The following is a 12,701-nucleotide window of genomic DNA, read 5'->3' as shown; positions in this document are numbered from 1 at the left end:
GCGACGCTGAAAAGACACGGCAAAACGGGCATTACGGCGACTACCGGCAGTGGTGGTCACCGGGACGAGGGGCCTTGAGATGAGCGACAGCGCGACCACGCCCGCCCCGGACGGCTCCGGCCCGGCACAACTGCCCGCCCCGGCCCGTGAGATCGCGGCCGGCTACGCCTTCACCGGCCCCGCGCTGGACCTCGGCGCCCTGCTGTGGGACGGGGTGTGCCGGCCGGACGCCCAGGTGCGGGTGCCGCTGCCGATGCTGAACCGGCACGGGCTGGTCGCGGGCGCCACCGGCACCGGCAAGACCAAGACGCTCCAGCTGATCGCCGAGCAACTCTCCGCGCGGGGCGTCCCGGTGTTCCTCGCGGACGTCAAGGGCGACCTCTCCGGCATCGCCCGGCCGGGCGAGGGCGGCGAGCGGGTGGGTACCCGGGCGGCGGAGACCGGGCAGAGCTGGTCGGCCGAGGGCTTCCCGGCGGAGTTCCTGGCGCTCGGCGGGATCGGCCACGGCATCCCGGTGCGGGCCACGGTGACCAGCTTCGGGCCGGTGCTGCTGTCCAAGGTGCTGGGCCTGAACCGCACTCAGGAGCAGTCCCTCGGCCTGATCTTCCACTACGCCGACACCAAGGGCCTGGAGCTGATCGACCTCAAGGACCTCCGTGCGGTGGTCGCCTTCCTCACCTCCGACGAGGGCAGGCCCGAACTCAAGGGCATCGGTGGCCTGTCCACCGCCACGGCCGGGGTGATCCTGCGTTCGCTGACCGCGTTCGAGGCGCAGGGCATGGCGGACTTCTTCGGCGAGCCCGAGTTCGACACCGCCGAGCTGCTGCGGACGGCGCCGGACGGGCGCGGTCTCGTCTCCGTCCTGGAACTGGCCGCCGTGCAGGACAGACCGGCCCTCTTCTCCACCTTCCTGATGTGGCTGCTGGCCGACCTCTTCCACGACCTGCCCGAGGCCGGGGACCTGGAGAAGCCGAAGCTGGTGTTCTTCTTCGACGAGGCGCATCTGCTCTTCCACGACGCCTCGGACGCGTTCCTGGACGCCATCACCCGGACCGTGCGGCTGATCCGGTCCAAGGGCGTCGGCGTCTTCTTCGTCACCCAGACCCCGAAGGACGTCCCCTCCGACGTCCTCGGGCAGCTCGGCAACCGCGTCCAGCACGCCCTGCGCGCCTTCACCCCGGACGACCGGAAGGCGCTGCGGGCGACCGTGAAGACCTTCCCCGACTCCCCGTACGAACTGGACGGACTCCTCACCGGGCTCGGCACCGGCGAGGCGGTGATCACCGTGCTGAGCGAGAACGGCGCCCCGACCCCGGTCGCCGCCACCCGGCTGCGCGCCCCGCAGTCCCTGATGGGCCCGGTGGACGCGGCGGAGCTGGACCGCGCGGTACGGGAGTCCCCGCTCCACGAACGTTATGCACAGGCTGTGGACCGCGAGTCGGCGTACGAGAGGCTGGCGGCGGCGCAGCCCCCCGCCGGGGCCCCGAAGACTCCCCGGGAGGCACCGAGGGCCGAGCGGGAGAAGGCTCCGGCCGAAGACCCCTCGCTCGTGGAACAGGTCGTCGGCAGCGGTGTGTTCAGGTCGCTGGCCCGCTCGGTCGGCACCCAGCTGGGCCGGGAGATCACCCGTTCCCTGTTCGGCACGGCCCGGCGGGGGAGGTAGCCCGGGGCAGCCCGCCCCCGCCGGTGCGCTCAGCGGCGCTTCTCCTTCGGCGGCCGCTGCCGGGCCGCTTCACTGTCCGGCCGGTGCGGTGCGTTGCGCCTGGCCTCGGCGCGCAGCAGGGCGCGCAGGACCGCGTAAGGGTCGGTGGGCATGGGTGTGGTCCTCCTGTGTCGTGCTGACAGAGCGGTGCCGACTGCTCGGCTCCGTCAGCAGCGCAGGACGACCGTGCGCAGCAGGGGTGCGGTGTGCGGGGGCCGCGTCCGGTCGGGGTCCGCTGCCGCACCGGGCCGGCCGGGCGCGGGGCCGGGCGGGGGAGCGGTGCGGTCGAGGGTGTCGGCGCGGTGCCGGGCACGGGTGCCTGGCGGGGCCGCGGTGGCGGGCACGTCGTGCTCGCACTCCTGGACCGCCCCCGGCCCCGGGTCCGCCCCGGCCACCGCCACCTGGCCGCCGGGCACGGACAGCGCGAGCAGCAGCACGAGCGCCCGGAACCAGAGCCGGACGCGCGAGGCGCGAGGACGTGCGGTGCTCACCCAGGTCATCTCCCCACCGCCGCCCCCCGCTCCGCCTCCGGCCGCCCAGATCCGCTCGCTCGGCGTACGACGGCGGCGGGAGGTTGACGGACGGCGGGGAGCCGGGAGTGAGGAGGGGGTGAGGAGGGGTCAGACCGTCCGCGGGATGTCCTTGGCCCGGCCCTTGATCCGGATGCCGGTGATGATCTCGACGATGCCGACGACGATCAGCCACCAGCCGCCGACCAGGGTCAGCACGGCCACCGACTCGAAGGGGGAGTCGATCAGGACGATGCCGGCGACGAAGGTGACGATGCCGAGGAAGACGTGCCAGCCGCGGGCGGGCATGCCCTTGTCGGAGATGGCGGCCATGGTCTGGGTGACGCCCCGGATCAGCCAGCCGATGCCGATCCACAGGGCCAGCAGCAGGATCGACTGCATCGGTCCCCGGAAGCAGAGCAGGCCCAGCAGGATGGACAGCCCGCCGCTGACGAAGGCCAGCACCCGCAGCGAGGTCCTCTTGTGCGTGCCGAACGCGGAGACCAGTTGGAAGACGCCGCTGACCAGGAGGTAGAGGCCGAACAGCACGCCTACCGCGACCAGCGTGGCGTCCGGCCAGACGAGCACCAGGATGCCCAGGATGAGCGAGGCGACGCCGGTGAGCAGGACCACCTGCCAGGCCGCCTGGGACAGCATGTGCAGCGGACCTTCGAACTGCTCCTCGGGGTCGTGGTGTTCCGCGCGGTCACGGTCCTTGTCCGTCCGGACCGCGCCGGGGCCGGGGCCGGGAGGGGTACCGGGCGGGACCTGGCCCGCGCCGGGATTCGGGTCGTACGGGCTGCCCTGTGCGGGGCCGCTGATGGGATGGTCGGTCATGTTCCATGCTTGGACCGGACGGGGACATTCCGCCACTCGGAGGCACCCGGCCGGTGCTATCCCTGCTTCGGCCGGGCCTTGGCGGCCTTGGCCGCCGCCTTCGTCTCCTGCTTGTGCGCCCGTACCCTGCTCAGCGACTCCGGCCCGGTGATGTCGGCGACGGAGCGGTACGACTCCGCCTCGCCGTACGCCCCGGCCGCCTCCCGCCACCCCTCGGGCGTCACCCCGAGCTGCTTGCCGAGCAGGGCGAGGAAGATCTGCGCCTTCTGCCTGCCGAACCCGGGCAGCGCCTCCAGCCGCTTCAGCAGCTCGGGCCCGCTGCCCGCGTCCCGCCACACCGCCTAGGCGTCACCGTCGTAGGTCTCGACCAGGTACTGGCACAGCGCCTGCACCCGCTTCGCCATCGACCCCGGGTAGCGGTGCACGGCCGGCTTCTCGGAGAGCAGGGCCGCGAACTCCTCCGGGTCGCGGGCCGCGATGTCGTGTGCGTCCAGGTCGTCGGCGCCCATCCGGCGTGCGATCGTCTCCGGGCCCTTGAACGCCCACTCCATCGGGATCTGCTGGTCCAGCAGCATCCCGGTGAGCGCGGCGAGCGGGCTGCGGCCGAGCAGCGCGTCGGCGTCGGCGTCCTGGGCGAGGTGCAGGGTGACGTCCATACGTCCATGATCCCGCGTGCGGAGTCACTCCGCCCGCCAGTACCCCAGCGCGTGCACACGCTGCCTGGGCACGTTCAGCTCCTTGCGGACGTACGAGCCGAGCGCGCGGGTCGTCGCGGTGTCGCAGGCGATCCACACGTACGGGTGCTCGGTGCCGGACAGGATCTCCGGCAGCTCGGCGCGGACCCGCTCGACCAGATGCCGGCCGGCCTCCTGGCGCGGTACCTCGCGGATCTCGTGCCGCTCCGGGTCGGCGCCGGACGGAAGTCCGTCCAGGGCGCCCTCGAACCAGACGGTCGCCGGTGCCGAACCCAACTCCCCCAGCAGGGAGTTGATCGCGGGCAGCGAGGCGGTGTCACCGACCACCAGGACGTGCGAGGGGTCGGGCTCGGGGCGCTGGAAGCCGGTGCCCCGCACGGTCGCCTCGACGGTGTCGCCCTCCTCGGCCGCGCGGGCCCAGTCGGAGGCGCGGCCCTCGTGCAGGGCGAACTCCAGGGTGAGGGTGCCGGTCTCCGGGTCGGGGTCGACCAGGGTGTAGGCGCGCTGGTGGGGGCGGCCGCCGTCGGAGAACCACAGCCGGACCCACATGGTGGGGTGCACCCCGGTCGCGGCGAGCAGCCCGCCGTCGGTCATCCGCAGCCGCCGGTAGTGCGGCGTGACGTCCTCGGCGCCGGTCACCGTGAACGTGAAGTCCTTCGCGCGCATCAGCCTGAGTACCGCGCCCTCCCAGCCCCGACCCTGACCCATCGTCTCTCCGCCCCTCGCGTACGATTCCTCCACTTGGCTGTGAAGTTAGGCAAGGCTAACCTAAAAGGGAAGGGTCCTCCAGGGTGACCACCGAGACCTACCGCGACGCCTGGGGCATCCCCCACGTGCGCGCCGCCAGTGCCCGTGAACTCGCCCGCGCCCAGGGCAGGGTGACCGCCCTCGACCGCGCCTGGCAACTGGAGGTCGAGCGCCACCGCGCCCAGGGCACCTCGGCGTCCTTCCTCGGCGCCTCCGCCCTGCCCTGGGACGTCTTCGCCCGCCGCGCCCGCCTCGACGACACCGCCAGACGCTGCTTTGCCGCACTGGAGAGACGGGACCCGGAGACGGCGGACTGGGTCCGCGCCTACGTCGACGGCGTCAACGCGGGGCTGCCCGAAGGGGCCGCGCGCACCCCCGAGTTCGCGCGGGTGGGACTCGCCGCCGGCCGCTGGGAGCCGTGGACCCCGCTCGGCGTCTGGCTCGGCACCCACATCCTGTTCGCCGGGTTCCCGGCCAAGCTGTGGCGCGAGGAGGCGGTACGGCACCTGGGCCCGGACGCGGTCGGGCTGTTCGCCACGGACGGGCCCGGCACCGCCGGAAGCAACGGCTGGCTCCTCGCCGGCGCCCGCACCACCAGCGGGCTGCCGCTGATCGCCGGCGACCCGCACCGCTTCCTGGAGGAGCCCGGGGTCTACCAGCAGGTCCGCCTCTCCTGCCCCGAGTTCGACGTCGTCGGCCTCGCCGTCCCCGGCGTCCCCGGCATCGCCCACTTCGCCCACACCGGCACCGCCGCCTGGGCCGTCACCAACGCCATGGCCGACTACCAGGACCTCTACCGAGAACACCTCCGCCGCACGGGCGCGGGGGTGGAGGCACTGTCCCCGGAGGGGGTCTGGGCGCGGGCCGCCCGGCATGTGGAGGTGGTCGAGGTCGCGGGGGAGGCGGCGGTGGAGGCCGAGGTCATCGAGACGGAGCGGGGGCCGGTGATCGCGGGGGGCCCGGAGGGGCTGGGAGGTCTGGAAGGAGCGGGGGCCGCCCCGGCCCGGACGCGGGAAGCCGGGGAGACCCCCGCCACGGCCCTCGCCCTGCGCTACCCGCCCCGCGTGACCGAAGACCTCGGCTTCAGCGCCCTCCTCCCCCTCCTCAGGGCCCGCACCGTCGCCGACATCGACACCGCCCTGGACGCCTGGACCGAGCCCGTCAACGTCGTCCAGGCCGCCGACACCACGGGCGCGGTACTCCACAGGGTCGCCGGCCGCGTCCCCGTCCGCGCCCGTACCAACAGCCTCCGCCTCGTCCCCGCCTGGGAGAAGGGCCACGAGTGGCGGGGCTGGCACACACCCCCGTACGCCACCGTGGACGACGGCATGGCCGTGATGGCGAACCAGCGCGGCCCCGCTTCCCCCCTCGGCGTCGAGTTCGCCCCACCCCACCGCGCCACCCGCATCCGCGCCCTCCTCCAGCGGCGCCCCGCCTGGTCCGCCACCGAACTCCCCGCCCTCCACACCGACACCCACCTGGCCTCGGCCGCCCCCCTCCTGGACCACCTCGCCGGCCTCGGCACCCTCACCCCGGAAGCGACCCGCCTCCGCGAGCGCCTGCTGTCCTGGAACCGCCACATGGACGCCGACAGCACCGAGGCGGCGGCGTACGCGGCCCTCCGCACCGCTGTCGTCCGCCGCCTCGCCGCCCACCCCGCCTTCGCCCCCCTCACCGAACCCCCCGCCTACCCCGAGGTCCTCCTGCCCTGGATGTCCCTCCCGGCCCGCATCGGCTTCGCCCTCGAACACCTGCTGAAGGCGGAGGAGTTGTACGGGATCGACCGCCACGGGACCGTACGCGCGGCCCTGGAGGAGACCGCGGCCGCACCACCCGCCGGTCCCTGGTCCGACACGCACCGGCTGGCCCCCTGGCGTGCTCTCCCCGAAGGCCCCATCCCGGAACCGGGCTTGGCCGGCGACCACGACTGCGTCAACTGCACCACTGCCGTCCCCGGCATCACCGACCTCGCCGCCCGAGGTCCCGCCGCCCGCTACGTCTGGGACCTGGCCGACCGTGAGAACAGCCGCTGGATCGTCCCCTCCGGCGCCGACGGCGTACCCGGCAGCCCCCACCACCGTGACCAACTCCCCCTGTGGCTCACGGGAGATCTGGCCCGGGTGGTCACCGACTGGACCCGGCTCACCCTCGAACACACCGAGACCGACACCCCCGAGGAACCACATGCCTGACACCGCCCGCCACGAACAGCGCGTCCCCGGCTACGGCAACGTCGCCATCCGCCCCCTGGACCCCGGGACGGACGCCCGGGTGATCCACACCTGGGTCACCCAGGAAAGAGCCGCCTTCTGGGGCATGACGGACCTCACCGAGGCCCAAGTGGCGCGGATCTACGCCCACATGGCCACCCTCGACACCCACCACGCCCACCTCGTCACCAAGGACGGCGAACCGGCGGCCCTCCTCCAGACCTACGACCCCGCCGCCGACCGGGTGGGCGAGTGCTACGAGGTCCGCCCGGGAGACATAGGCGTCCACCTGCTCCTCGCTCCCGCCGGCCCCGGCGCCCACCGCCCCGGGTGGACCTCGGCCCTGCTGACCGTGGTCGCGGACTTCGTCCTGCGCGTGCTGGACCGCCACCGCGTCGTGGTCGACCCGGACGTACGCAACACCAGGGCGATCACCCGCTTCGAACGCCAGGGCTTCAGCGCCGGCCCCGAGGTCGTCCTCCCCGAGATCGACCTGCCGGACGTGTACCTGCCACAGAAGCGCGCCCGTCTCGCCTTCCTCACCCGCGAGACCGTGTTCCCGGAGGCCACCGGTACCGTTTGAGCGCTCCGCCGCGAACATCCGTACAGGCGGGGGACAGGGCGGGGACGGACGACGGAGGCAGGGGCGAGTGCGCGACCGTGAACGAATGCTGAGGCGCGTGCTGCCGGCGGTCGCGGGCCTGCTCCTGCTCCTGCTCGGCACCGCCTCCCCCGCCTCCGCGCACGCGGCCCTGCGCGCCACCGACCCGGCGGACGGAACGATCCTCCAGCGCGCCCCGCGCGCGCTGACCCTGACGTACACCGAGTCGGTGGGCCTGCTCACCGACTCGTTCCGGATCTACGACCCCGACAACCACCGCCTCCGCACGGGCCAGGCCGACCACGCCCCCGGCCGGGCGGACACGATCCGCGTGCCCCTGCCGGCGCGGATGGCCAAGGGCACGTACGTGGTGGCGTGGCGCGTGGTGTCCGCCGACAGCCACCCGGTGTCCGGCGCGCTCACCTTCTCGGTGGGCGAGCGCTCGGTGACGACGGCGACGGCTCCCGGCACGGCGGAGAACGGCACCACCACCAGCCTCTACAACATCGCCCGGTACCTGGCGTATCTGGCGGTGGCGCTGCTGCTGGGGGCGGCCACGTTCGTCGCGTACTGCCGTCCGCCTCGACGTGACCTCCTGCGCCCGCTGTTCGTCGCCGGCACCGCCACCCTGCTCGGTTCCACGCTGGCCCTGCTCGTGCTGCGGGGACCGTACGAGGAGGGCACCGCACCGGCGTTCACCTCGCTGAGCCGCACCCTGACCACGCGTCCCGGTGAACTCCTCCTCGGCCGGCTGGCGTTGCTGCTGCTGGCGGTGGCCGGCGCGCTGTGGCTGCGCCGCCGGCCCGTACCGCGTCCCGCCGCCCTGACGGCGGGCGCGACCCTGGCCGTGGCCCTGGCCCTCACCTGGTCGGCGGCCGAACACGCCTCGGCCGGCATCCAGGTCCCCCTCGCCATCGCCTCCACCACGCTCCACCTCCTGGCGACGGCGGCCTGGCTGGGCGGCCTGGCGGCCCTGCTCCTCACCCTGCGGGCGCCGGCCGTCCCGCCGCGGGTGGTGACCCGTTTCTCCCGCCTCGCCCTGACCTCGGTGATCGTCCTGGTCGTGACGGGCGTGTACCAGTCCTGGCGCGGGCTCGGCACCTGGCAGGCCCTCACGGACAGCACGTACGGCCGCGTGCTGCTGGCGAAGCTGGCGGCGGTGGTGGTGCTGCTGGCGGCGGCGGCGTTGTCGCGCCGCTGGACGGCCCGGTTGTCGGCCGCGCCGGTGAAGGTCCCGCAGCCGGCCGGAGGCCCCCCGGAGCCTCCCGTCGCCCCCTCGGACGACCCCGCGCTCCCCGTCCGCCGGCTGCGCCGCACGGTACTGGCGGAGGCGGCCGTGGGGGTGCTGGTCCTGGTCCTGACGACCCTGCTGACCAGCACGCTGCCGGGCCGGGCTGCCGAGGAGGCGGCCACGGCGGAGACGGGCATCCCGGCGGCCTCGGTCACGACGGTCCCGTTCACGGTGGGCAAGGCCGGCCGCGGCAAGGTCCAGATCACCTTCGACCCCGGCCGGGTGGGCTCCAACTCCGTCCAGGCGGTGGTCTACGGCGCGAACGGAGCCCTGGCGGCCGTCCCCGAACTCCGCGTCACCATGACCCTCCCGGCCCAGCGTCTGGGCCCCCTGGACACCGGGGTCGCCGACCGGGGCGGCTACTGGGCCACGAACTCCTTCAACCTCCCGATCCCCGGCACCTGGACCATGAAGGTGACGATACGGATCTCCGACCTGGACCAGGTGACGGTCACCCGCACGCTACGGGTGGCACGCTGAGGGCTGATGCACACGGAACGAGTGACGATCGAGGACGCGACCTTCCTGACCACCCTGCGCCTGGCAGGCCCCGTCGGCCTGCTGGCCCTGCACGGCGGCGTGGAGGGCGGCACTGCGGAACTGGCGAGCGAGGTGGCGACCCGCACCGGAGCCACCCTCCTCACCTTCACCCAGCCGGAGGGCCCCCCGACCCACATCCCGTCCACCCGCATGCCCCCCTGCACCCCCCTGACCACCTTCCTCTCCCACGCCACCCTCACGATCTCCCTCCACGGCCACAGCCGCCGGACGGCCCCCCGCACGATCTACGCGGGCGGCAGCAACCGCCCCGCGGCCCGAATCCTCGCCACCGCGCTCTCCCACCGGGCCCCGGCCTTCGAACCGATCACCACCCTGGCCGACATCCCTCGACCCCTACGCGGCCTCCACCCGGACAACCCGGTCAACCAGACCCGCGACGGCGGCGCCCAACTCGAACTCCCGATCCTGGCCCGCACGACCCACCCGAGACCGACGAACCCGGAGATCCCGCCGACGGAGGTGGTGGAGGGGATCGTGGCGGGGGTGCGGGTGCTGCTGGAGGGGGGTGGCGGCTTCCCCAGCCATTGATGACGAGGGAGGCCTGAGCCGTACCGAAGTTCAGGAGAGGCGGAACCGGGACGCGGACCGGGCGGCCGACCAGGATCTCCGTCGAGCAGGTGGCCGGCCGCATCGGGGCCGAGATCCACCCGTACGGTGAGGCCCTTCCTGGAGTACGCGGTCGGGCTCCGGCCGCGTCTTCGCACGGTCGCTCCCTGTCCGCCCCGGTGGGGCCGCGTCGGGTTGCCCGATCGTGATCCGGGCGGGCCGGACCGGGACTTCCTTGATCGGCTAGCGTCTACGGCACAAGGGGCCGGGTGAGCCGTCCCGTGGACTCCTGGGAACTCGGCATCGTCCAGAGGGCGACCGGGCGCCGGGTGGCTGTGGTGCGCGGTGGCGCCGAACGCGGTTTCGACGACATCCCGGCCTCGTGGAACGGACGGGAGTCCAACGGTGCTCTTGCCCGGAGCGGCCGCTACACCTGGCATCTGACCGCGAGGTTCAACGGCTCGACCGTGGCGGTGCCGACGGGAAGCGGCGGCCTGGACGTGCTGTGCGGCGCCCTGCCGACCCACGTCTACGACTGTGACGGGTTCCCGGACATGGTGGCGGTCCGGAAGGACGGCGGGACCGACTCGTGGGAGGGGCATCCCAACTCGTGGGAGGGGCATCCCAAGGGGTACTTCTACAACCGCGGCCGAACCGCGTACTGGCCGGCCTCCTCCACCCTCGTGCCGGCCGGCGACCTCAACGGCGACGGGTTCGCGGACATGCTGGTCCGCACGTCCACCGGCGAACTGCGCGCGTACTGGGGCTTCGGGCAGGTGTACTTCGCCCCGGGGTCCAACAAGTCCACCGTCATCGGCAAGGGCTGGAACACGTACGACGTGCTCACGTCGTCCGGGGACCTCGACCGTGACGGCCGGTCCGACCTGCTCGCCCGTGACCGGTCCGGAGCCCTGTGGTTCTACGCCGGCACCGGCAGGGGCACGTTCAAGGCCCGGGTGCGCGTCGCCACCGGGCTGTCCGGCTATGCGGCGCTGGTCGGCGTGGGCGACCTCAACGGCGACAGAACGGGAGACCTTCTCGGCCGCGACAGGGCCGGGAAACTCCATCGCTGGTTCGGCAACGGAAAGGGCGGCTTCGGGGCACCCGTGAAGATCGCCTCGGGCTTCGACGCCTACAACGCCCTCGTCGGTGTCGGCGACCTGACCGAGGACGGCCACAACGACCTCCTCGCGCGCGACACCGCGGGCAACCTGTACCGCTGGGCGGGCAGCGGCAAGGGCGGTTTCGGCGCCCGCGTGAAGATCGGCACCGGCTGGGGCGTCTACAAGGCGCTGTACTGACAGCCCGGAACAGCAACCTCCGGGCCCGCACCCCCGCCGAGAACGACCGCGATGCCGCGCCACACGGAGTGCGGGGCGCCCCCCCCCGTGCCGGGGGCACCCCGCGGCAAGCGCCTTCGCCGGCGCGGACGCTTGAGGTATTTCGGGCAGGGTCTGGACGGCGGCTGTCAGGGCACCAAGGGCGGCCTCGGCTCCATGGTCGCCGGGCAGGTGCGGGAGCAGCACGTGGCGGGTGGACCGTTCGACCAGCGGGCCGACGGCGGACTCGCCGTCCTTGCCGATGATCAGTCGCCTTCCCAGTGCTCGGGCCTGTCGGCGGGGCTTGCGGTGGACGCGGCACGTGCGCGGCGCAGCGGCGAGTTCACGAGCGCCCGTGCCCACTCCGGGATCCGGCCGCTGCCGGCCGCCGACGTGGCCCTGGCGGGTGCGGCCGTGGCGGGGGCCCTGATGGTGCGTACGGTGACGGCGGCACAGACGGCACGCCTCGCCCGGCCCTGACGCCCCTTAGGCCGCCCTTAGGCCATACGGGTTTCCCGCCCTGCGGGACGGAGCGGACTGGGTGAACATGAGGATGTTTGCCCTAACTGCCTCTCCGCTAGGGGGCCTCAATGGCTGCTGTCGATATTCCCCCGCTCATCAAGCCGGCCCGGCTCCGGCACCGGGGCGGTCTGGCGGGCGAGCTGATGGCGGAGTTCATCGGGACCTTCGTCCTCATCTCGTTCGGCTGCGGTGTGGTCGCCATGGCGGTCGCCGCGCTGCCGGGCTCGGGCCGCGCCGCCACCACCACGACGATCTTCCTCGCCGCCGGTGACTGGCTGCTGGTCGCCTGGGGCTGGGCACTGGCCGTGACCTTCGGTGTGTACGTGGCCGGCGGGGTCAGCGGCGCCCACCTCAACCCCGCGGTCACCCTCGCGATGGCCGTCCGCCGGGGCTTCTCCTGGCTGAAGGTGCTGCCGTACTGGTTCGCCCAGGTCGCGGGCGCGTTCGCGGGGGCGGCGCTGGTGTACCTCGTCTACCACAACGCGATCGACGCCTACGACACCGCGGTGTCGGGGCCCAAGACCAACGGCCACACCGTGGCCTCGTTCTCCATCTTCGCCACCTTCCCCGCGCCGTACTTCCACGGGGGCATCTGGGGTCCGCTGATCGACCAGATCGTGGGCGCGGGCTTCCTGGTGATGTTCGTGGTCGCCATCCTGGACCTGCGCAACCAGGCGGTGAAGGCGAACCTGGCCCCGCTGATGGTGGGCTTCGCGGTCGCCGCGATCGGCATGTCCTACGGCGCGAACGCGGGCTACGCCATCAACCCCGCCCGTGACTTCGGCCCCCGGCTGTTCACCTGGGTGGCGGGCTGGGGGAGCCTCGCCTTCCCGGGCAGCGTGCCGGGCCAGTTCAGCGGCTACTGGTGGATTCCCATCGTCGGCCCGCTGATCGGGGGCCTGGTCGGCATCTTCCTCTACGACCTGTTCGTCGGCGACGTCCTCTACCTCCGCAGCCACCTGGGTGAACTTCCCGAGCCCGGCCGCACCCGGCCGACCCGGACGATCGACCGGGGCGACGAGACCGGCCGGGGCGGCGGGAAGAAGGGGCCGGACGAGGACGAGTACTAGTACTACAGGGCTAGATCTGGATCATGGGGTGATGGGAGGCTCTGGCTGTGGCCACGACACAGCCCCGTGATTCAGATTGTTCGTCAGATGC

At 73.3% G+C, this 12,701-nt stretch carries 12 protein-coding genes and 1 pseudogene; 8 read left to right on the top strand and 5 right to left on the bottom strand.

Going from position 1 to position 12,701, the window contains the following annotated elements; translation table 11 throughout:
* The first annotated feature begins 79 nt into the window (after positions 1-79).
* On the top strand, positions 80-1,663 hold the full coding sequence (locus tag ACFWN1_RS09870; RefSeq protein ID WP_384359606.1) for a helicase HerA-like domain-containing protein: 1,584 nt from the start codon (positions 80-82) through the stop codon (positions 1,661-1,663).
* A gap of 29 nt (positions 1,664-1,692) precedes the next feature.
* On the opposite strand, the gene ACFWN1_RS09865 is transcribed toward ACFWN1_RS09870, so the two are convergent.
* From ACFWN1_RS09865 to ACFWN1_RS09845, 5 genes and pseudogenes are all read right to left on the bottom strand, one after another.
* Positions 1,693-1,815 (bottom strand): hypothetical protein, encoded by a 123-nt coding sequence (locus ACFWN1_RS09865; RefSeq protein WP_384359605.1) that lies wholly within the window; start codon positions 1,813-1,815, stop codon positions 1,693-1,695.
* A gap of 54 nt (positions 1,816-1,869) precedes the next feature.
* Complete coding sequence (locus ACFWN1_RS09860) at positions 1,870-2,193, bottom strand: hypothetical protein (protein WP_384359604.1); 324 nt, start codon at positions 2,191-2,193, stop codon at positions 1,870-1,872.
* 129 nt (positions 2,194-2,322) lie between these two features.
* Positions 2,323-3,048 (bottom strand): HdeD family acid-resistance protein, encoded by a 726-nt coding sequence (locus ACFWN1_RS09855; RefSeq protein ID WP_384359603.1) that lies wholly within the window; start codon positions 3,046-3,048, stop codon positions 2,323-2,325.
* Between the two features lie 56 nt (positions 3,049-3,104).
* Positions 3,105-3,704 (bottom strand): annotated as a pseudogene (locus ACFWN1_RS09850) (HhH-GPD-type base excision DNA repair protein).
* Positions 3,705-3,728: 24 nt separating this feature from the next.
* Entirely contained in the window at positions 3,729-4,451 is a 723-nt protein-coding gene (locus ACFWN1_RS09845) for a siderophore-interacting protein (protein WP_384359602.1), read from the bottom strand.
* 83 nt (positions 4,452-4,534) lie between these two features.
* Here ACFWN1_RS09845 and ACFWN1_RS09840 point away from each other — a divergent pair, with 83 nt between their 5' ends.
* From ACFWN1_RS09840 to ACFWN1_RS09810, 7 genes are all read left to right on the top strand, one after another.
* Positions 4,535-6,682, top strand: coding sequence for a penicillin acylase family protein (locus tag ACFWN1_RS09840; RefSeq protein WP_384359601.1), 2,148 nt, complete (start codon positions 4,535-4,537; stop codon positions 6,680-6,682).
* Positions 6,675-7,283: a GNAT family N-acetyltransferase gene (locus tag ACFWN1_RS09835; protein WP_384359600.1), complete on the top strand. Its 609-nt coding sequence runs from the start codon at positions 6,675-6,677 to the stop codon at positions 7,281-7,283. Before ACFWN1_RS09840 ends, ACFWN1_RS09835 begins: the two co-directional genes overlap by 8 nt.
* 85 nt (positions 7,284-7,368) lie before the next feature.
* Positions 7,369-9,072: a copper resistance protein CopC gene (locus ACFWN1_RS09830; protein WP_384359599.1), complete on the top strand. Its 1,704-nt coding sequence runs from the start codon at positions 7,369-7,371 to the stop codon at positions 9,070-9,072.
* Between the two features lie 6 nt (positions 9,073-9,078).
* Positions 9,079-9,681 carry a poly-gamma-glutamate hydrolase family protein gene (locus tag ACFWN1_RS09825; protein ID WP_384359598.1) on the top strand — a complete coding sequence of 201 codons (603 nt, stop codon included), beginning with the start codon at positions 9,079-9,081 and terminating at the stop codon, positions 9,679-9,681.
* A gap of 287 nt (positions 9,682-9,968) precedes the next feature.
* Complete coding sequence (locus tag ACFWN1_RS09820; protein ID WP_384359597.1) at positions 9,969-11,000, top strand: FG-GAP repeat domain-containing protein; 1,032 nt, start codon at positions 9,969-9,971, stop codon at positions 10,998-11,000.
* Between the two features lie 132 nt (positions 11,001-11,132).
* A complete protein-coding gene (locus ACFWN1_RS09815; protein ID WP_384359596.1) occupies positions 11,133-11,498 on the top strand; it encodes a hypothetical protein in 366 nt (121 codons plus the stop codon).
* A gap of 110 nt (positions 11,499-11,608) precedes the next feature.
* A complete protein-coding gene (locus tag ACFWN1_RS09810) occupies positions 11,609-12,610 on the top strand; it encodes an MIP/aquaporin family protein (RefSeq protein WP_384359595.1) in 1,002 nt (333 codons plus the stop codon).
* Positions 12,611-12,701 lie beyond the last annotated feature (91 nt).

Source organism: Streptomyces sp. NPDC058459 (genome assembly GCF_042721685.1).
Classification (GTDB): domain Bacteria; phylum Actinomycetota; class Actinomycetes; order Streptomycetales; family Streptomycetaceae; genus Streptomyces.
The sequence above is the reverse complement of the archived record's forward strand: the minus strand, read 5'-3'. Positions and strand labels throughout refer to the sequence as shown.